This is a genomic window from Bradyrhizobium sp. ORS 278, from assembly GCF_000026145.1.
In the GTDB taxonomy this organism is placed as follows: Bacteria; Pseudomonadota; Alphaproteobacteria; order Rhizobiales; family Xanthobacteraceae; genus Bradyrhizobium.
Map to the genome: position 1 here is coordinate 5,079,222 of NC_009445.1, position 19,048 is coordinate 5,098,269.

Genomic DNA, 19,048 nt, shown 5'->3' on the forward strand with positions numbered 1-19,048 from the left:
GACAGGTGCGGTCAGCAGTCCTGCCCGCACCTGTCGATCGCGTTCAGGCGTCACCAGCCGCGGTCGAAAATCGCTCCCGCGCTTCGATGATCCGCCGATCGATCCGAGCCACCTCCGCCGCCGGGATGACGTACTCATCATGATCGCGCCAGGCGAACACGACGAATGTCGCGAACGCCCCTATTGCGCCAAGCGCGACCATCCACCAGATATGCCAGATCAGTGCGAAGCCCATCACGGTGGCAAAGAACGCGCAGACGAAGCCGGTCGGGGAGTTTTTCGGCAGCTCGATGTCCTGATAGTCCCTGTCCCTTGTCTGACGCTGCTGGTTTTTGGCGTTTTCCTTGATCCGCCAATATGCATCCTGCCCCGTCACGTTCGGCAGCACCGCGAAGTTGAAGACCGGCGGCGGTGACGAGGTGGCCCATTCGAGCGAGCGGCCATCCCAGGGGTCGCCGGTCGTGTCACGCAACAGCGCGCGGTCGCGTATGCTGAAGACGAGCTGGAGGATCTGCAGAATCACGCCGATCGCGAGCAGCGCCGTGCCGACCGTGGCCGCTGCCAGCCATGGACGCCACTCGGCGACGTCGTAGTGCTGCATGCGCCGGGTCATCCCGAGCAGACCGACCACATAGAGCGGCATGAACGTGACGTAGAATCCGGTCAAGGTGAACCAGAATGCCGCCTTGCCCCAGCTCTCATACAGACGAAACCCGAAGGCCTTCGGAAACCAGTAGGTGACGCCCGCGAACGCACCGAACAGCACGCCGCCGATGATTACATTGTGGAAATGCGCCACCAAAAACAGGCTGTTGTGCAGCAGGAAGTCGGCCGGCGGCACGGCAACCAGCACACCCGTCAGTCCGCCGATCATGAAGGTGATCATGAAGCCCACCGACCACAGCATCGGCGTCGTGAAGCGCACTCGCCCGCCATACATCGTGAACAGCCAGTTGTAGATCTTCACGCCGGTCGGCACCGCGATGATCATGCTGGCGATGCCGAAGATCGCGTTGACGTCCGGCCCGGCGCCCATCGTGAAGAAATGATGCAGCCAGACCATGAAGGACACGACGCAGATCGCCATTGTCGCCAGCACCATCGAGCGATAGCCGAACAGCGACTTGCTCGAGAACGTCGCGACCACCTCGGAATAGATACCGAATGCAGGCAGAACCAGAATGTAGACCTCGGGATGCCCCCAGGCCCAGATCAGGTTCATGAACATCATCATGTTGCCACCGGCCTCGTTCGTGAAGAAGTGGAAGCCAAAATAGCGGTCCAGCATCAGCATTGTCAGCGTCGCCGTCAAGATCGGGAAGGCCGCGACGATCAGCAGATTGGACGCGAGCGTGGTCCAGCAGAACATCGGCATGCGCAGATAGCTCATGCCTTGCGTCCGCAGCTTCAAGACGGTCGTGACGAGATTGATGCCGGAGACCAGCGTTCCCACGCCGGATATCTCCAGCGCCCAGATGTAGTAATCCACGCCCACCCCGGGCGAGTATGTGAGCTCCGACAGCGGCGGGAACGGCAGCCAGCCTGTGCGGGCGAACTCGCCGACCACGAGCGAGACGTTGACCAGCAGCGCGCCCGTCGCCGTCAGCCAGAAACCGACGGAATTCAGCGTCGGAAAAGCGACGTCGCGGACGCCGAGCTGCAACGGCACGACGAGATTCATCAACCCGATGACGAACGGCATCGCGACGAAAAAGATCATGATCGTGCCGTGCGCCGAGAAGATCTGGTTGTAGTGCTCCGGCGGGAGATAGCCGTTGGAGTGGAATGCGACCGCCTGTTGCGTGCGCATCATGATGGCATCCGTGCCGCCGCGGAGCAGCATCACGAACGCCAGGAAGATGTACATCACGCCGATCCGCTTGTGGTCGACGCTCGTGATCCATTCGCGCCAGAGATAGGGAAAGTGGCCCTTCGCGAAGACCCAGACCAGAACAGCAAGGATGACGAGCAGCACGATCCCTGCGGCCACCAGCGGGATCGGCTGGCCGAACGGAATCGCCGACCACGTGAGCTTGCCAAGCATGCGGCCTCCCAATCAGCGGTGCGCGCGGGCGCGCGGCGCTGGACGCCCGCTGCGACTTCGTGCGATCAGCATGAGAGCCAGTCCGCCAAGTCCCACGGCGAGGCCGATTTTGCTCAGCTGTCCGGCGGGCGGCAGCTTCTTGCGGCCAAGCCATCCGCCGCTCACGGCGGTGCCGGCCGCGATCGGCGCGAGCACGGCTCCAGAGCTCCGCGGCGCGACCTTGGCGCGCGACAGCAGGAAGCGGAAGGTCGTGCTCATCAAACGTTCTGTAGGCAGACGGGCCAGCGCGTAGGAGATCTGGCCAAGCCGCGCCGGCCAGCCGACGGCGACTTCGTCGCGTGGCGCGTGGATCAACTGAACGAAAGTCTCGGCGACATCCTCGGGACGGTACAGCAGCGGTCCGGGATCAAGATTGCGGCCCGAGACGTTCGCGCCATGCACGAAGCCGGGCGTGTCCACCATGGCAGGAAACACGCTGCAGACATGGATGTCCTGATGCGCCGCAAGCTCCTGGCGCAGGCTGGCAGAGAAGCCGCGCAGACCGAACTTGCTCGCAGTGTACGCCGCGGCAAACGGGGTCGGCGCCCAGCCGCCGAGCGAGATATTGTTGATCAGAGTTCCCCGCCTCTGGCGCAGGAACACCGGAAGCGCTGCGTACGCACCGTTCATGGTACCCAGCAGATTGACCTCGATGGTCTTGCGATGGAGCGCAAGGTCGGCATCCTGATAGGCACCGAATACGCCGGTTCCCGCGTTATTGATCCAGACGTCGATTCCGCCGAAGCTCTGCACCGCCTGCTCTGCCAGTCGCCTCACGGCATCGGCGTCGGTGACATCGGTACCCACCGCGATCGCTTGCCCACCGAGCGTCTCGCACTCGGCAGCGACGTCCTTCAGCACATTTTCGCGCCGGGCGGCGAGAACCAGGCTTGCCCCCTCCCGTGCCAAGGCCAGCGCTGTGGCGCGCCCGATGCCACTGGACGCGCCCGTGATCACCACGCGCTTCCCTCGGAGATCCCGCATCAACCGTCGAGCCTCGGGCGAGCCATCCAGCAGCCAACCGAGCGCGCGTCGGAGCTGCGTGGTGCCGCCGGTCTCAAACCAGCGGCCATGGGCGAAAATGACGCGTTCCGGCGCCAGCGCAATCAGCCGCGCCGCAGCGAGCTGCGCGGCGCGGCCGCCGAGGCGCAGGAGCCATCGGAGATAGGCCGGCGCCTTACCATCGGGCGCGGTAATCCCGAGCAGTCGAGCAGCCATTCGCGGCAGCACGCCCAGCCCCTCCGGCGCCAGGTTCTGCACCAAATCCGTCAGAACCAACGTGCGGCTGGGCCTATGGAATACGGCCACTTCGCTGAACAAGGGTGCCGTGATCAGCACGAGTTGGAGCTCTTCGGACCATTCATCGGGAGCAACGTCGGTCAACTCGCGGTCGATCCGCAGCCCGCTGCGGCGAACCTGCTGACGCTCGCTCAGTCCTGGGACTGCGTAGACATGCGCATTCGGCAATGCCGCCTGCCAATCCGGCAGGAACATCCAGTGCGCCACATTGGGGGCCAACAAATATTTGATCGGCCCGAGCCGCTCCAGTTCCTCGCGCAACGCGTCAGAAAATCGGATCGGCGAATGCAGCAGCAGTTCGCCGCTCGCCAATCGGATGACGGTCATCCGAACCGGAAGCGGCAAGCCAGCTGCCCTGATCCGGCCGGCGTCAACGATCCAGATGTTATCGGCGACCGGCCGCAGGTGACCGATGGTGCGAGGCTGAGTTGTCTGATCCATGAGATGTCCGCCGACGGGTTGCCCGTCAACAAACCCTCTCACCCCGGCATGGTTTCAATCGCCCGAGCAGAAGTTCCCCGGCCACAAACCGCTGGTGCGTCGCATGCCTTCTTGGGGCGCGACGCATCACTTCAGATAGCTGGCGAGATTCAGGCTCTGAATCTTGGAGATCGCCGAGTAGGACGCCGTGAGCTGGGCTTGATAGGTCGACAGCTGCGCCGTGACGGCCGCGACATCGACGCTCGTCAAATCCGTCGCGAGACTCTCGGCGTAGCTCTTGAAATCCGTCTGTTGCGACTTGGCGCTCTCGATCCGGGATGCGGAATCGGACAGGTTGGACTGCACGGTAGCGACGTCGTCGACAGCCTGGTCTGCAAGATCCAGGGCGGAGCTGAGATCGGACGCGGAGAGGGACGAGCTGTTCGCCACGAATTTCAGGACGCGCATCACTTTCTCGAAGGCGGAATTGTCCGCCGTCACACCGTAGGTCACGGATTGCCCATCGGAGACGCGAACCGAGGCCAGTTCGCTGTCGCCCTGGTAATAGCTCGTGTCGACCGTGCTCAAGGAGCCGGTTCCCGTCGCGAAGGACGACGTATCCACAGCCGCGGTCAAGGTCCACGCTCCGCCGAAGACATATTGCCCATCATATTGGGTGTTCAGAATGCCGGCCATCTGCTCCAGCAATTGCTGTGCGGAGCTGATGGCGGAGGTCGTGCCCGTGCTAGTGCCGGAGCTCGCCGCGCTGAGCGCTGTGCGCAGTTGGCTGACGATATCGGAGACCTGGCCGACCGCGGAATACATTACTTGCACCTTGCTGTCGGCCAGGGTCGCAGCGTCGATGTAGGATTGCGCCCGGGTGACCGACACCTGCAGATTGACGATGTGCTGAGTGTCTGCGCCGAAATCCGCGAGGTACTCCGACTTCAGCCCGGACGCCTCCTGAACCTGAAGCGTGGCCATCGTCGCCTGCGTGCGCAGCGCGTTGGTGATCATCTGGTCGGAGTTCGCGAAGGTCGCGATCCGCATGGCCATGACATCCGCTCCTGGCTAGGTCGACTGTACGGCCGTCAGCAGCGACGAGAACATGCTGTTGACGACCGAAATGAGCTGCGAGGCAGCGGCATATTTGTTCTGCAACGAGCTCAGCCGCGCCGTCTCCTCGTCGATATTGACGCCCGACTGCGACGATAGCGAGCTGGCATAGCTCGATTGAGCTGTCGATTTGGCTGTATAGTTGCTGGAGGCCTGAGACGCCTTGCTGGCGACATTGGCGACGATCGCCGCAGCATAGTCAGCGAACGACCCGGTTGTGGCGCTCAGCCCGCCTGCCGCCTTGAAGCTCGTCGATCCCGTCAACTTGTCATAAAGCGCGTTGATGACCGTCGCCGATCCGGCGGTCAGGACCTGGCTGCCGGACGTCAAGGTGGCCGAGCTGTCGAGCGTTCCGGTCGGCAGCCCCGCACTTCCGCTCAGAATGCTGTTGTTGACGGCGAAATCGGCTGCACTGCTCCCGGTGACCAGATCGTTGATGCCGAAATACCCCGAGAAGTCGGGTCCGCCGAAACTGCTCGTCATGTCATTCACCGCGACACCATTTCCGGTGGCGGTGGCCGTCAGCGCGAGATCGCCGCTCGAATCGATCGATGCGGTGACGCCGATGTTCTTGGCATTGATGTCGGCGACGAGATCACCGACGGTCGAGTAGCCCGACAGGTCGAAATCATAGGACGCGGTCAGATTGCCGCTCTGGTCGACCGCGGCGATCCGGACCGTTCCCGAGGCCGACAGCCCGGTGGCGCTGCTGACGCTCGCCGTTCCGGTCAGAGTGGTCGGCGGCGGCACCGCCGATGCCCCCTCTGTGATTCCGTTCAGCGCCGATCTGAGCTGCGACGCCAGCTGATCGAGCTGAGTCTGGACCGCAGGCAGCGTGTCGTCGCGCAACGTGATCAGCGAACCGATCTTGCCCGACGTGATCTGCGAGCTGACGTCGACGCCGTCGACCATAATCCCACTGAAGCTCGACGACGCCGAGATGTTGGCCGACGTTGTATAGCTCAGCGTATGCGCCGAGCTGTCGACGAGTGCGCGTCCCGAGGACGTGTAGACTTGGAGATCCCCGTTGGATGCCGTGTAATAGCTCACGTTCATGTAAGAAGACAGATCCTGCAGCGCGGAGTTGCGCTCGTCCTCCAGGTCCGCAGTCGATTGACCGGACGCAGCCATCTTGCGGATCTCGACGTTCAGGTCGGAGATCTGCTTGAGATCGTCGTTGACGCTCTGGACCGACGAGGCAATGTCCTTATCGGCATTGCCGCGCAAGGTCTGGACGCTGCTCGACGTGCTGCGCAGCTGGCTGGCGAAATCGTCGAGCGCGCTGACCGCGGCCGATTGCAGCGAGACGCTGCTGGGCGAGCTCGCCAGCGACGACAATGCACTTTCGAGCGAGGCGAGCGAATTGGCCAGCGACGTGCCCGTGGTCGACGTGCCCGAGGTCGAGGCGCTGCCGAACAGCTGCTGCAGCTGCGTCAGGTAGCTGTTGGTCGTGTCCGCGGCGCCGAGATCGGAATTGGCGCCGATCAGAGATTTGAGCAGCAGCTTGTCGACATTGCTGGAAATGCCGGTGATGGATACACCGGTTCCGATGCCGCCCGTGACGTCCGCGACCTGATTGGCAGTCTTCTGCGTGTAGCCCTTGGTGTCGGCGTTCGAAATGTTCGACGACGCCACGCTGATCTGCAGCTCCGTGGTGGAGATGCCGGTGAATGCAACCAGACGCGCTATATCGAGCGACATCGCCCTGCCCCCGTCGTTCCGTCACGCCCTGACATTGGTCCCGCACGAGGTCGGTCGCGCGGTACGGCGGCCGCTCGCGCCATACGGCGACGCGCTCGCGATCTGCTCCCGGATGGCCTGCATCACAGCCTCGATGCGGCGATTGCTCGCCTCGATCGCGGCGCGCAGACGGACGAGATTCTCATCCATCGCATGGCGCAGATTGAAGATGTGCTCCATCAGCTGCTCGCGAAGGATACGGTCGCGTACGTTGAGGCTTGCCGAATGCCTGGCGCATTCGGCCACGCGCTGCTCGAACAACCCGGCGAGCCGGTTCTTGTCATCGAGCTGCCGGGATCGCGAGGCCGGCAGCCCTTTGGCGAGCTCCATGTTCTCCTCCGAGACCACCGCGATGAGCTCGTCGATCAGCGCGATCAAGGTGCGTACCTCGTCCTCGCTCGCGGCGCGCTGTTCAACCTGAACTGCCTGCTTCATGTGTTTATCCTCGATCTCAGTGCTCACGCTGCGGTCGTCGACTGGCCTGCGCGACCCGCGCATAGGTGTTCAATGCCGTCACCCGGACAGCGGCGATGCGGAGCTCTTCCTCCAGCTGCGCGCATTCGCGCAGCAGCTTGCGGCGAATCGTCTCGATGTCGTCCATCAGCGCCAGCAGCTCGGCGCGATCGTCCTTGCCGGCTGCCGCGGTGCGCAGCTTCAGCCGGCGCAGCCTCGTCAAGAGCGCCTCGCCCTCGCCGAGCCGCTCGCTCTTCAGATCGGCCATCGTTACCTCATCGACGAGATCAGCGTGTCGTACATCTTGTTGACGGCCGAGACGACCTGAGACGCGGCCGAGTAAGCTTGCTGCGCCGAGATCATGTTGCTGAACTGGCCGGTGGTATCGGTCGTGCTGGACTCCAGCTCGCTGCCGTAGATCGTTCCTGCGCCATTCTCCCCGGACGCCTGCAGCGTCGCATTGCCGGACGTGGCCGTCGACGTGTACATGCCGCTGCTATGCGCCACGAGTCCGTTCGGATCGGCGAACGTCGCGACCGCGATCTTGTAGATCGGAACCGTCTGGCCGTTGGAATACGTCGCCTCGACAAGGCCGCTCTTACCGACCGAAATGCTGCTCAACGTGCCGAACGAGATGCCATCGGAATTCGCGCTGAAGTTCGAGACACTCGGCGTGGTGCTGCCGGACGACAGCTGGGTCAGGCCGTCGGTCCCGCCTCCCGTAGTTCCGAAGCTCAGCGCGATCGTGCTGTCGGCCGCGCCGTTTTTCCACTGGATGCCAAGACTCGTGCTCGACACCTTGTTCAACGAGCCGTCGGAGTTGAAGTCGATCGTATAGGTCCCGCTCGTCACCGTGCCCTCGGAGCTCGTCGCCGGAGCAATCTGGGCCGTCCATTCGTTGGACGCCGTCGATGTGGCGACCTTGGTCCAGGTGACGTCCATTGTATGGGCCTGCCCAAGGGAGTCGTAGACGGTCATCGAGCTGCTGAACGTCGCATTGTCCGCCGCATCAGCCGGCAGGTTGGCCGCGAGCGAGGTCTTGGTGGTTGCGCCGCCATTGGTCAGCGCAACCTTCGTGTTGATCGGCTCGAGGCCGCTTCCGACGACATTCCCGCTTGCATCGGTGCGCCAGCCTTCCAGATAATAGCCGTTGTTCTCGATGTAGCCGGCGTTGTCGGTCGTGAAGGCGCCATTACGGGTGTAGAAGGTTTCGCCGCCGGCCGCGGTCGAGCTCGTCGCGACGAAGAAGCCCGAGCCCTGGATGGCGACGTCGGTCGCATTGGTCGTTGCGGCCAGCAGGCCCTGCTGGGTGATGTTGGAGCGGCCGGAGACGGACACGCCGCCCGACGAGTAGGCCTTCGAGCTGCTCGATGCCGTCACCAGCTGCTCGAACAGTCCGGAGGTTGTCTTGTATCCGGTCGTGTCGGCATTCGAAATGTTGTCGCTGATCATGGCGAGCGACGAGCTCTGCGCGTTGAGCGCCGAGATTGCCGATGAGAGAGCTCCGGAAAGACTCATGCTTGTACTCCGAATGACAGAATTAGGAAGTGACGCCGATGATGTTGCTGGCGCTGACGGCAACACCGTTGACGGTCAGCGAAGGCGTGCTGGTCGAGGTGTCGATCCCGGTCACCGTGCCGGTGACCGTCGTGTAGTTGAGAACGGAATTTCCGCTCGAGTCGGTCGCCGTGACGGAAATCGTGTATTGGCCGCCGTCGCTGAGCTGGTTGCCGCCGGAATCCTTGCCGTCCCAGGTGATCGAATTGGAGCCCTTGTTGCCGGTCCCGGTGCCGGTCCAGACCGTGCTCCCCGACGAATCCTTGATCGAGATCGAGACGTTCGACGCGGCTGACGACAGCGAGTAGCCGAACGTGGCCGAGCCGTTGGAGAGCAGCGCCGTGTCGCTCTTGGCCTCGACGGTATGGCCGATGTAGTTGACGGAGTTCAGTGTCACCAGGCTCGAGAACGAGCTGGCCAGCGAGTTCATGCTCGTGTTGAGCGACTGCTGCGACGTGTAGTTCGCATAGGATGTCATCTGATTGACGAAATCGGTCACGCTGGTCGCATTGAGGGGATCCTGGTTCTGCAGCTCGCTCACGAGCAGCTGAAGGAAGTCGGTCGAGCTCAGCGTGCCGCTGGAAGACGACGTCGAGGACGTCGTGGTCGCAGTCGACGAGCTTGTCGCAGTAATGGTCATGGCAGAACTCCGGCTCTCGCCGCGAGCGGCGGCGGGACATCACGACCACGAGGGGTCATGAAGGCGTTTGCTGATCAAACGGCCGGAAGAGCGAATCCAGGCGCACAATTAGTTGGGTGAATTAGTTGATCCTACGGCAGAATTTGCCGCCGCGACGTTGGGCAGAGGCGGCAAAAAACGCCCGGTGCCGCGACGGATCCGACCAGCAGCGACCTTGGGGCCCGTGCAGTCGGCAGCCGGACAATTTGAGAGAGCGGCGCAAGCGTCAGGCCGACCGCGGCGACAGGGTCATCAATGCCCGCCCTGCCTCGCGTCGTGCGCCGGACCGATTTCGGCTGGGTCGATCTCGAACGTCAGCCAGGCTCGTGGGCATCAGCGGCCGCCTTGGTCACCTCGTCCTGGGTCGAACGGCTGGCTGCGGCCAGAATGCGGGCGGCGAGTCCCGCAGGGGCCCGAACGGACGGGCTCGACAGCGCCTCGCGAACGATGCGGGCTTCCGACAGCAGTTCGTTCGCAGCAGACGAGGATGCCAGCAGTTCGGCCGCCGCCAGACGCTGCTCGGCAGGCCACTGGGAGAGGTCCTCGCCCAGGCGATCGATCAGATCCTCAAATTCGCTGACGTCCATCGTCCGCCCATCCAGCGTTGCCATGCCCCTCTTAAAGCATTCAGCGGGCGAACGAAATTGATATCGGCCTGTTGTGGCGAAGGACCGCAAGACGGGCCGAAAAATCCGTAGATTTTCGGGGAGCGATGCACCGCGCACGGCCCCGAATACCGCGAAGACCGTCCAATGCAGCCTGTTTCCGTTCAGTTTCCCGAGATTTCCGCGTCGCAGCAGGGAGGTGATTCGCCAGAGCTACCGGCGGCTGGCCGAATCACCTGGCTTTCGCGCGCTGCGACCTGCGGCATCGACGGTCTCCCAGGCGGACCGCAGTTCCAGCAGGCTTTCGATGATGCGCTGAAAATTCTCGCGCATGCGCGGCCGGCCATAGGCCCGGAGCACAGCCATGATCAGCGCGTTGTAGGTCGAAAACAGCCCATCGGCCACCGCCCCGCCCCTGACGGGATCGAGGTGAAGACTGAGCCCGCGAAGAATAGCGGTCGCCTTGGTCAGATGCGCATGCGCCTCCTCGAACCGGCGGGCCTCCTGCGCCTGGAGGCACTTCTGCAGGCAAGTTACGGCGCCGTTCAGCAGCATGATCACGGCCCGCAGCGGCGGTACTGCGACAGCAGCGCCGCGGTAGGCCTGACTTGCCAATTGCGCCATCGAACTCTGGGTCATCAGTTACTCGAACTCTGGTTGAGGAGTGCTTTCAGATAGGTCAGCGTGTTGTTGGCGCTCTCGATCGCGGCCTGGTACTTGGCGTATTGCGCCGTGAGCTGAGTCTGGAACGTCGCCGCGGCGCTGTTGATGTCGTCGACCTTGGACTGCATCGTATCGTCCTGCGTCGTCAGATTGTCGATCAACGTCTGAAGCGATCCGCTGCTGGACGAGGCGGTTTTCGCAATCTGGTAGATTTGTGTCGCAAGCCCCTGCGTCGAGGTCACGGTGATCGATTGCGACGTCGTTCCGGTATAGGTGAAGGCCATGCCGGCGTAGATCGTGCCGGAGTTCCCGACGATGGTGTTGCCGGTGATCGTGAACAGCGAACTGTCGCCGCCAACCGAGGCGGCCGTGAGGCTCCCCGACGAATCCACCGTGAGATCGAGCGTGAACGATTGCGGCGAGGTGCCGGTGTTGACGACGCTGAGCTGGCTGGACGATGTCGTGGTCTGAGCAGACAGCAGCGTCGTCACGCCGCTCAGATTGGTGCTGAGGATCGTCGACAGCGTGCCGGTGTCGAGCTCGAGCTCGTTCTTCTCGTTGAACGACAAACCGAGATCGGCCATCGTCAGACCGCCGACGGAGGTTCCGAGCACGTTCTGGAGCGAGTTCATGATCTGGCGCATGGTGCCGTCGCCGAACAGCACCGCGCTGGACGAGGCCGTGCCGTCGGAATTGGTGGTCTGCTGTGTCAGAACGGCATCGCGGAATGCATTGTAGTTGGTAACAAAGGTCTGCAAGGCCGATGAGATCTGGCTGGTGTCGGTGCCGATGCTGATGTTGAGCGTGGTGCCGGACGGCGTCGCCTGTAGCAGATCGAAGGTCACACCGCTGAGCACGTCGGTGATATCGTTGGTGTCGCGCGTGAGGCTGATGCCGTCGAGGGTGAACTGCGCGGCCTGCGCCGTCTGCAGCACGGTGGAGAAGGCGCCCGAGCCGTCTGTGACGCCGAGCTTGTTGAGGATGTCGTCGCCCGACGAGCTGGAATAGGTGATGTCGGCCGCATCCTTGGTGCCCGTGAGCACCAGCTGATACGATCCGCTCGACACCTGGACGATCGACGCCGCGACATCGGTGGTCGAGGTCTGAGCATTGATCGCGCTGACCACGTCCTGCAAGGTCATGTCGCTGGTGATGCTGATGTCCGCGGTGCTGCCGCCGGACAGGCCGAGCGAAAACGTTCCGGAATAGCCGAGCGCCGTGGTCTGGCTGGACTGCGCCGTCCCCGTCACCTTCTGCGCCGTCGCGATCTGGCTGATGGTCAGCGTATGGCTTCCGGTCGCCGCACCGTTGTTGACGGACATCGACAGCGCCGAGGAGGCGCTGACATCGCCGGTCGCGCTGATCGTCGCCGCGCGCGTCGCGAAGACGTTGGTGGCAAGCGAGTTCACCACGGCGGTCGCAAGCGACGATAGTCCGGATGACAACGTTTTCAGCGACGTCTGCAGCGTCTGATAGGCCGTGATCTTGGCTTCGTTGGCGGTGATTTTGGTCGAGATCTGCGTCGCCTGGGAGAGCTTGGCGTTCACCGCCGACTGGATCAGCGCAGTCCAGTCGATCGTGCTGGTGGTGCTCGTACCCGAGGTGGTCAGCGAGCTGCTAGAGCTCGTCGACGAGGAGGATGACGAGGTCGTGCTGCTCGAGCTCGAGGTCGCGCTGCTCACGGTCATTCGTCGACGTCCTCCAGGAAAAGCGCCGGACCGGCGTCACGCCGGCCCGGCGGGTCAGGTATCAGCCCAGCAGCTTCAGCAGGTATTGCGGGATCTGGTTCGCGGCGGCTTCCGCCGAGACCGCAGCCTGCGTCTTGACCTGCGCCGACGACAGCTTCGCCTGCTCGGACGCGATATCGACGTCCTTGATCGCCGAGTTCGCCGATTGCAGGTTCTGCGTCTGCGTCGAGATCGAGTCGGCGGAGAAGTTGAAGCGCGACTCCTGCGCGCCGATGTCGGCGCGCGCCGCGGACACGTTGCTGATCGCCGTATCGAGCGTCGTCAGCGCCGTCGATGCGCCGGTCTGGGTGCTGACATCCAGCGTCGAGACCCCGAGCGCGGTCGAGGTCAGGCTCGACAGCTTGATCTGGATCACGTCCGTGCTGTTGGAGCCGACGAGCACGTTCACGCCGGTGGAGAACGAGCTGGTGCCGTCGAGCAGGCTGGTGCCGGAGTAGCGCGTGCCGGACGCGATCGAATCGATTTCGGAGATCAGCTGCGAGAATTCGGACTGGATGTAGCTGCGGCTGCTCGAATCGACGGTGGTGCCCGAGGCCGACTCCGACGCCAGCGACTTCATGCGGGCGAGAATATCGCTGATGTTGGAGGCGCCGCCATCGGCAGTCTGCAGGATCGAAGTGGCCTGCGACGCGTTGGTGGCCGCCTGCTGCAGCGTGGTGATGTCGGAGGAGATGCGGGTGGAAATCGCGAGGCCCGCGGCGTCGTCGGAGGCGGAGGTGATGCGCGAGCCGCTCGACAGCTTGGAGAGCGAGCTCGTCTCCTGCGAGGAGTTGATGTTGAGATAGCGGACGGCCGAGTTGGCGGCGACGTTGGTTGAGATTGCGGGCACGGTGAGGACTCCTGGGTGATCGGCGAGACACGCCGCATCGTGGAAGGACTGACGGCGCGGATCAGCCCCGTCTGATCGATCAAACGGAATCGCGTGCGGGATTCAGGCGGGAATTCTCTTCCGCTGGGAAACTTATGGTTAGCAATCAGTAAAGGCGCCGCGGATGTCCCGCTCGTGCCGGCGCAGCATCTCGCGCAGCTGCTGGCGGCCGCGCTTCAACAGCGACTCCACCGCCGTCACCGTTGTCTCCATCACCTCGGCGATCTCGCCGTTGCTCATGTTCTCATGATAGGACAGAATGACGGCGACGCGCTGCTGCTCCGGCAGACGCTGCATCGCCGACTCGAGCAGGTCGCTCATCTGCGCACGCTCGATCACGCTCACCGCGTCGGGCTTGCCGTCGGGGACCTCGGGCACGACATCGACATTTTCCGTCCGCGGCTTGCGGCGCAGATCGATGCAGCGGTTGCTGACGACGCGATAGAGCCAGGTGGAGAACTTCGCGCGACCGTGCTGCCATCGCCCCCGATGAGTCCAGACCTTCAACATCGTGTCCTGCACGACGTCTTCGGCATCGGCCGCGCTCCCGACGATCCGCAACGCGATCGCATAGGCCCGGTCGATGTGACGCTCGACGAGGAGGCGGAACGCAACCTCGTCGCCGGTCGCGAGCCGGTCGAGCAGTTCGGAGTCCTCGTCGAATACCGCATCCTCGCTTGGCGGCGCGCCATCAGGAACAGTGCTGACCGACTCGCTCCACGGCACCGTCATGATCTCCGGTGACGCGGGCTCGCTCGAAGACATGCCATCGGCCGGGGCTCTGACGTCCAGCGCGTAGCTCATTTCCGACTCTCCAACCCGCAATGCCGAACGCGCAATTCGCAGACGGCTTCCAATCGTTGAACGCCGTCATCGAGATAAACAGGCGGAATATTTTTGTGGTTTTTCAATTGGTTAGATGGAGTTTTTTGCCGAGCACCGGGCAAATTCTGCCGCATGCGAACGAGGCCGGGAGCGATGGCGGATTCAAAATGGCCGCGGGTCGGCATGGCGGGGTTCATTCCAGAAGACGAATTCGACTGAAAACGCAGCTGCAACGCTTACTAACAACGCCCCGGGATCAAAACTACGACGAATGGGCCGCCCGGTTGAGTTCACAAAAAACTGCCCGCCAGGCGAGAAAATCGCTCGGCAATTTTTTCCGAATCACACCGACAAAACTATCTTATTTTCCAGACCTGTCAGTTCTTGCCGGCGAGGTTTTTCCATTCTCGCGACGTTTTTTTCGACTTTGCGCGCCTGATACCGCGAGCTCATACGTTAGAGTTGATAGCAGCGGCCAAATGCGATGCGAACGACGCGACATGTCGGGCGCCTCGATTAATCGCGCATGTTTCGCAATGTTTCAAACTGGCAATTCCGTCGACAAGGCACCGGTTCGCGCTATCACGGACTTTGTAGTTGACGACCGCAAAAAGATGCTCATTCGCGTTGTCTGACCGTACAATCTTCGCACTGCATCTCGGGCGTGAGCGAGGACACGCGCTGAATTGGGTGCAGAGCCAATCCGCCGGCTCCAATATCCAGACAAGACTGCGCAACAATCAGGCACAAAACACACGCACTACTTGCTCACAGGCGGATCACAATCATCAGTTCAGTCCATTGCATATTCGCCGCGCCTGATTGGCGCTCGTGGTTCGTTTGACTGGTCAGGAGGACCCTGCCCGATGCCGCGACCCGCCAACATGAACGCCGACGATCCCATCGAGGAGTTGCGCGCTGTCGGCGTCAGACTCAGCACCCAGCAAGAACGCCGTCTGCAATGGCTGTCGCGGACATTCGGACCGCTGGTGTCGTCGGCCAACGGCCTCTCGACTGCAGCGGGGCGAACGCTCGTCGTGATCGATCCGCCGACCGGTCCAGGTGCCGAGCTGCTCTATGGCCGGCTCACCGCAGACGACGCGGTCGTGATTCCATTCGGTGAAAATCCCGCCTTTGATTTCCTGAAATCGAAGCTGACAGAGTTCGGCACGGTCGGGGCATGCGCCGCCGGCCCGCACGAATTATGGTGGGGCGGCCTCGGCTGGAAGCTGCCGGAAGCTGCGTCCGCGCGTGACGCGCCACGCGTGGTGTGCTGTCATCCTAGCGATACCGGTGATCTGCACATCTATCATCTGAGGCGCTCGCTGCAGCGTCTCGGGCTGCCGTTCGATATCGAGCCGATCCAAACACGCCGGCCGGATGTCGTGAGCACCGCCGAGAAGATCGCCTTCATCCAGCGCATGTGGCGGCGGCATGCGGCGCCGCTGCTGTTCGTCGCCCCCGACGTGATGCTGCAATCCGTGCCGTCGCTGCCCCTGCTCGCCGGCCGCGATTTCGGCGCTCACAAGTGGAACGGCTGGGAGATGTCGGCGCGGACCCTCTACTTCGGCCAGTCGAGCGCGGCGGAGATGCTGCTGTCGGCATGGGGTGAGATCGCGTCATCCTACCCAGACGTCTGGGAAGGCTATCTCATCGACCAGGCCTGGAGCTCCGTATCGTCCCAGCTTCCGCTCGATACGATCTGGCTTCCCCGCTCCTACCATGCCGTTGCCGGCGAGCCCGGCGCAGGGAACGCCGTGATCGTTCACAATCTGAATCCGTCGACGGTCGATCTCGGTCCCGATCCGAGCTTCGCGGAGATGGTCCGGTCAGCCCGGCACGCGGGACGCGCCGGGGGACGCGATCCGCTGCTGGTCCTTCGATCGGACGCACCGCGCGACAAGGCGATCAGCATCATCCTGCGCGATGAAGGCGGCAATGCGCGCGACGCGGCGGCGAGCGTCGAAGCGCTGGCCAGCGCATTCACGAACGATCATGGCGGCTTCTCCCGTCTTGAGATCTCGCTCTGCGCTTGGCAACGCGACGTGCGGGTCGCCCGCGAGGCCGGGCGTCTCGCCGGCCACGAGGTCATCGTGTTGGCGTCCGGACAAGAGCTGCAACCGGACCTGTTCCGTGCACTGGCCGCCGCGAAGACATCGCGGCAGCCGACCAACATCGATGCCCGCGGGCGCTGAACTCAAACTGGATCTGCTCATGCTCGATACGATCATCCTTCTCACCGGCAGCCGCGATCAGCAGCTTGCCTTGACCGAGCTTCTCAAGGCACACAATCCCGCACTGAGGTTTCGCTGTGCCGTCACCCTGCAGGAGCTCGAGGCGATCGAGATCGACGTGCTCGCCGGAGCCCGTCTGCTTGCCTTCACCTCCGGCGTTGTCGTTCCTCCGGCCATCCTGCGGGCGCTCGGTCATGGCGCCTACAATTTTCATCCGGGACCGCCGGACTATCCGGGCTGGGCACCGGCGCATTTCGCAATCTACGACGGCGCCAAACGTTTCGGCGCGACGGCTCATGTGATGGAGCCGCGTGTCGATTGCGGAGGAATTGTCGGTGTCGAGACCTTCGACATTCCTGACGGCGTCGACGTCCGTGGCCTGGAGCAGATGGCGTTCGTGCGCCTTGCCTATCTGTTCTGGCGCATGTCGCGCGATCTGGCCTGCCACCTTGCTCCGCTGCCGGTTCTCCCGATTGCCTGGAGCGGGACCAAGAGCAGCAGGCAGATGTATGCCGCGATGTGCGACATGCCGGCCGACATCGATGCGGCCGAGATGAAGCGCCGCATCCAGGCTTTCCACGACGACTTTCGCGGCATCCCGCTCACCGTGACGGTTCACGGCCATCGCTTCCGGCTGGACGGCGCAGCGTACCCGGCTGCAGCTCCCGTCGCGCCGGACGCACCTGCGCTGGCACTGGCGTCGTGAGAGGAGTGATCCGGTTGGAAGAGCGGCTCTCCCGGATCATGCGCTAACTAATTAGCGCTTCAGCGGCTCGATCGCCGACGGATCGAGCCGCCTCTCCCAGCCGTGACGCTCCAGTTCGGGATCGTCATGCTCCTCCTCCGGCCAGCCGACGCAGAGATAGGCGATCAAGGACCAGTCGGGCGGGAGCTCGAGCTTCCTGCACGCGGCCAAGGGATCGAGGATCGATACCCAGCCGACGCCGAGCCCCTCCGCGCGCGCCGCCAGCCAGAACGTCTGGACAGCCGCCACCACTGAGTAGCGCAGGGTTTCAGGCATCGTGGCGCGGCCGAGACGGTGGCCGGTCGCCGCGCCCTCGTCGGCGCAGACCACGAGATGCACCGGCGCCTGCGTCAGTCCTTCCAGCTTCAGTCGCGCATACAGCGCCCGCCGCTCGCCGTCATAGCCCGCCAGCGCCGCCTCATTGGCCGACTTGAAATTCTCGATGACAGCCGCACGCCGCGCCGCGCTCTCGACCAGCACGTAGCGCCATGGCTGGCAAAAACCGACCGAAGGCGCGTAGGAGGCGAGCATGAGCAGATGGTCGATCAGTTCCGGGTCAACAGGATCGGTGCGAAACCGCCGGACGTCGCGGCGCCAGCGCACGAGCTCGGCGAAACGTTGCTTGAAGGCGGCATCGAACCGTGGCGGCGCTGGCCTCGTCATGCTCATGCGCTCTCTCCGCTCAGCGCGTGCAGAAACGATCCCGTCACGCTTCCGCGCCGCGCGCCACGCTCGGCGGTTGCGCGTCCCGCCGCATCACGGCAGTCGATCAGGGGGTCATCGCCCTCTTGCAGGATCGTCGCGTAGTGGAACTCGTGACCATGAACGGCCGCCCCTTTTCGGCCGAGGCTGCAGTCGGCCAGCAGCGCCGCCCGGCGGTAGCCGAGATGCAGGCGACGCTTGGCGAAGGAGGTTTCCAGCGACAACAGCCCCGCCATCGCGTGCCGCGTACCATCAGAATCTTCCAACCCCGCTCCCAACATCATGTAGCCGCCACACTCGCCGTGGATCGGAACGCCGCGCGCGGCCATCGCGCGAAGGCCTTGCAGGAAGGATGGCGCCGACGCCAGGCGGCCGGCATGCAATTCGGGATAGCCGCCGGGCAGCCACACGGCATCAGCCGACGGATCGGGCGCGTCGTCATTCAGCGGCGAGAACGGCACGATGTCGGCTCCTGCGGCCCGCCAGTGCCGCTGCAGATGCGGATAGTTGAAAGAGAATGCGGCGTCCGATGCGAGTGCGATGCGCTGCCCTGGAGGATTGATGCCGAAATCGGATCGCTCCACGGCTTCGCCGGATGTGCGCATCGGCCGCGCAAGCGCCTGCACTGCGCCCAGATCGACCGACTGGGAGATCTGCGCCGCCAGCCGATCGAGATGCGTCTCGATCGCGGTGATCTCCTGGGCCTGGACCAGGCCGAGATGACGCTCCGGCAAGGTCAGTTGCCGGTCACGCGCCAGCGCGCCCAGCACGTCGATGCCGATGGTGGCGAAGGCGGGCGCGATCAGCGCCCTGTGCCGCTCGCTCGCAACCTGATTGAGAATCACGCCGGCGATGACGACGTCGTCGCGGAAGCGCGCGCAGCCGAGCGCGATCGCTGCCGCCGTCTCGGTCTGGCCGCTGACATCGAGGACGAGCAGCACCGGCCAGCCGAGCAGCGCGGCGAGATCCGCGGCCGAGCCACGGGCGGCGCGACCGGCCTGCGGCGCGCCGTCGAACAGGCCCATGACACCTTCGACGATCGAGAAATCGGCGCCGGCAGCGACGTCGGAGACCAGCCCGGTGATCTGCGGCCTCGACATCGCCCAGCTGTCGAGCGTGTAGCTCGTCCGTTCGGCCGCGACCGCATGAAAGGCGAGATCGATGTAGTCGGGACCGCATTTGAACGGCTGCACGCGCACGCCGCGACGCACCAGCGCCCGCAACAGCCCGAGCGTGATGGTCGTCTTCCCCGCCCCCGAGCGCGGGGCCGCGATGATAAGTCCCTTGGTCGCCGTTCCGGTCATCGTCGGG

At 63.8% G+C, this 19,048-nt stretch carries 18 protein-coding genes; 3 read left to right on the forward strand and 15 right to left on the reverse strand.

Annotation, left to right across the window (positions count from 1 at the left end):
* Positions 1–43: 43 nt before the first annotated feature.
* The 13 genes from cyoB to BRADO_RS22770 all read right to left on the reverse strand — a co-directional run bounded on the left by cyoB (position 44) and on the right by BRADO_RS22770 (position 14,035).
* Positions 44–2,044, reverse strand: a complete 2,001-nt coding sequence (gene cyoB / locus BRADO_RS22710; protein WP_011927691.1) for a cytochrome o ubiquinol oxidase subunit I — start codon at positions 2,042–2,044, stop codon at positions 44–46.
* Between the two features lie 12 nt (positions 2,045–2,056).
* Positions 2,057–3,823 carry an SDR family oxidoreductase gene (locus BRADO_RS22715; protein ID WP_050781036.1) on the reverse strand — a complete coding sequence of 589 codons (1,767 nt, stop codon included), beginning with the start codon at positions 3,821–3,823 and terminating at the stop codon, positions 2,057–2,059.
* A 126-nt stretch (positions 3,824–3,949) separates the two neighbouring features.
* Positions 3,950–4,858: a flagellin gene (locus tag BRADO_RS22720; protein WP_011927693.1), complete on the reverse strand. Its 909-nt coding sequence runs from the start codon at positions 4,856–4,858 to the stop codon at positions 3,950–3,952.
* Between the two features lie 15 nt (positions 4,859–4,873).
* Positions 4,874–6,619 (reverse strand): flagellar hook-associated protein FlgK, encoded by a 1,746-nt coding sequence (gene flgK, locus BRADO_RS22725; protein ID WP_011927694.1) that lies wholly within the window; start codon positions 6,617–6,619, stop codon positions 4,874–4,876.
* Positions 6,620–6,640: 21 nt separating this feature from the next.
* The gene (locus BRADO_RS22730; protein ID WP_011927695.1) at positions 6,641–7,093 is read right to left on the reverse strand and encodes a flagellar basal-body protein flbY; all 453 of its coding nucleotides are present in this window, start codon (positions 7,091–7,093) and stop codon (positions 6,641–6,643) included.
* A 16-nt stretch (positions 7,094–7,109) separates the two neighbouring features.
* Complete coding sequence (locus BRADO_RS22735; protein ID WP_011927696.1) at positions 7,110–7,379, reverse strand: hypothetical protein; 270 nt, start codon at positions 7,377–7,379, stop codon at positions 7,110–7,112.
* A 2-nt stretch (positions 7,380–7,381) separates the two neighbouring features.
* Positions 7,382–8,629, reverse strand: a complete 1,248-nt coding sequence (flgE, locus tag BRADO_RS22740; protein WP_011927697.1) for a flagellar hook protein FlgE — start codon at positions 8,627–8,629, stop codon at positions 7,382–7,384.
* Between the two features lie 22 nt (positions 8,630–8,651).
* A complete protein-coding gene (locus tag BRADO_RS22745; protein WP_011927698.1) occupies positions 8,652–9,308 on the reverse strand; it encodes a flagellar hook assembly protein FlgD in 657 nt (218 codons plus the stop codon).
* A gap of 353 nt (positions 9,309–9,661) precedes the next feature.
* On the reverse strand, positions 9,662–9,958 hold the full coding sequence (locus tag BRADO_RS22750; RefSeq protein ID WP_011927700.1) for a hypothetical protein: 297 nt from the start codon (positions 9,956–9,958) through the stop codon (positions 9,662–9,664).
* A 207-nt stretch (positions 9,959–10,165) separates the two neighbouring features.
* Positions 10,166–10,591 carry a flagellar export chaperone FliS gene (gene fliS, locus BRADO_RS22755; protein ID WP_011927701.1) on the reverse strand — a complete coding sequence of 142 codons (426 nt, stop codon included), beginning with the start codon at positions 10,589–10,591 and terminating at the stop codon, positions 10,166–10,168.
* The gene (gene fliD / locus BRADO_RS22760) at positions 10,591–12,303 is read right to left on the reverse strand and encodes a flagellar filament capping protein FliD (protein ID WP_041756809.1); all 1,713 of its coding nucleotides are present in this window, start codon (positions 12,301–12,303) and stop codon (positions 10,591–10,593) included. Before fliD ends, fliS begins: the two co-directional genes overlap by 1 nt.
* Positions 12,304–12,364: 61 nt before the next feature.
* Positions 12,365–13,192, reverse strand: coding sequence for a flagellin (locus tag BRADO_RS22765; RefSeq protein ID WP_011927703.1), 828 nt, complete (start codon positions 13,190–13,192; stop codon positions 12,365–12,367).
* Positions 13,193–13,330: 138 nt separating this feature from the next.
* Positions 13,331–14,035 carry an RNA polymerase sigma factor gene (locus BRADO_RS22770; protein ID WP_011927704.1) on the reverse strand — a complete coding sequence of 235 codons (705 nt, stop codon included), beginning with the start codon at positions 14,033–14,035 and terminating at the stop codon, positions 13,331–13,333.
* A 20-nt stretch (positions 14,036–14,055) separates the two neighbouring features.
* Between BRADO_RS22770 and BRADO_RS35155 the strand changes: the two genes are divergently transcribed.
* From BRADO_RS35155 to BRADO_RS22780, 3 genes are all read left to right on the forward strand, one after another.
* Positions 14,056–14,691, forward strand: coding sequence for a hypothetical protein (locus BRADO_RS35155; protein ID WP_157872605.1), 636 nt, complete (start codon positions 14,056–14,058; stop codon positions 14,689–14,691).
* A gap of 231 nt (positions 14,692–14,922) precedes the next feature.
* Positions 14,923–16,251: a hypothetical protein gene (locus BRADO_RS22775; RefSeq protein ID WP_011927705.1), complete on the forward strand. Its 1,329-nt coding sequence runs from the start codon at positions 14,923–14,925 to the stop codon at positions 16,249–16,251.
* A gap of 19 nt (positions 16,252–16,270) precedes the next feature.
* Positions 16,271–16,996: a formyltransferase family protein gene (locus BRADO_RS22780; RefSeq protein ID WP_011927706.1), complete on the forward strand. Its 726-nt coding sequence runs from the start codon at positions 16,271–16,273 to the stop codon at positions 16,994–16,996.
* Positions 16,997–17,047: 51 nt separating this feature from the next.
* Here BRADO_RS22780 and bluB read toward each other — a convergent pair whose 3' ends face one another.
* Both bluB and BRADO_RS22790 read right to left on the reverse strand, forming a co-directional pair.
* A complete protein-coding gene (bluB, locus tag BRADO_RS22785; RefSeq protein WP_041756810.1) occupies positions 17,048–17,704 on the reverse strand; it encodes a 5,6-dimethylbenzimidazole synthase in 657 nt (218 codons plus the stop codon).
* Positions 17,701–19,041, reverse strand: a complete 1,341-nt coding sequence (locus BRADO_RS22790) for a cobyrinate a,c-diamide synthase (protein WP_011927708.1) — start codon at positions 19,039–19,041, stop codon at positions 17,701–17,703. The genes bluB and BRADO_RS22790 overlap by 4 nt, the downstream gene beginning before the upstream one ends.
* Positions 19,042–19,048 lie beyond the last annotated feature (7 nt).

Bases quoted from the DNA above. Each gene is read 5' to 3' on its own strand.
- fliD (WP_041756809.1), bottom strand. From the start codon at position 12,303: ATGACCGTGAGCAGCGCGACCTCGAGCTCGAGCAGCACGACCTCGTCA.
- BRADO_RS22775 (WP_011927705.1), top strand. From the start codon at position 14,923: ATGCCGCGACCCGCCAACATGAACGCCGACGATCCCATCGAGGAGTTG.
- BRADO_RS22715 (WP_050781036.1), bottom strand. From the start codon at position 3,823: ATGGATCAGACAACTCAGCCTCGCACCATCGGTCACCTGCGGCCGGTC.
- cyoB (WP_011927691.1), bottom strand. From the start codon at position 2,044: ATGCTTGGCAAGCTCACGTGGTCGGCGATTCCGTTCGGCCAGCCGATC.
- BRADO_RS35155 (WP_157872605.1), top strand. From the start codon at position 14,056: ATGCCGAACGCGCAATTCGCAGACGGCTTCCAATCGTTGAACGCCGTC.
- bluB (WP_041756810.1), bottom strand. From the start codon at position 17,704: ATGAGCATGACGAGGCCAGCGCCGCCACGGTTCGATGCCGCCTTCAAG.
- BRADO_RS22735 (WP_011927696.1), bottom strand. From the start codon at position 7,379: ATGGCCGATCTGAAGAGCGAGCGGCTCGGCGAGGGCGAGGCGCTCTTG.
- flgE (WP_011927697.1), bottom strand. From the start codon at position 8,629: ATGAGTCTTTCCGGAGCTCTCTCATCGGCAATCTCGGCGCTCAACGCG.
- flgK (WP_011927694.1), bottom strand. From the start codon at position 6,619: ATGTCGCTCGATATAGCGCGTCTGGTTGCATTCACCGGCATCTCCACC.
- BRADO_RS22750 (WP_011927700.1), bottom strand. From the start codon at position 9,958: ATGGCAACGCTGGATGGGCGGACGATGGACGTCAGCGAATTTGAGGAT.
- BRADO_RS22770 (WP_011927704.1), bottom strand. From the start codon at position 14,035: ATGAGCTACGCGCTGGACGTCAGAGCCCCGGCCGATGGCATGTCTTCG.
- BRADO_RS22720 (WP_011927693.1), bottom strand. From the start codon at position 4,858: ATGGCCATGCGGATCGCGACCTTCGCGAACTCCGACCAGATGATCACC.
- BRADO_RS22780 (WP_011927706.1), top strand. From the start codon at position 16,271: ATGCTCGATACGATCATCCTTCTCACCGGCAGCCGCGATCAGCAGCTT.
- fliS (WP_011927701.1), bottom strand. From the start codon at position 10,591: ATGACCCAGAGTTCGATGGCGCAATTGGCAAGTCAGGCCTACCGCGGC.
- BRADO_RS22790 (WP_011927708.1), bottom strand. From the start codon at position 19,041: ATGACCGGAACGGCGACCAAGGGACTTATCATCGCGGCCCCGCGCTCG.
- BRADO_RS22745 (WP_011927698.1), bottom strand. From the start codon at position 9,308: ATGACCATTACTGCGACAAGCTCGTCGACTGCGACCACGACGTCCTCG.
- BRADO_RS22730 (WP_011927695.1), bottom strand. From the start codon at position 7,093: ATGAAGCAGGCAGTTCAGGTTGAACAGCGCGCCGCGAGCGAGGACGAG.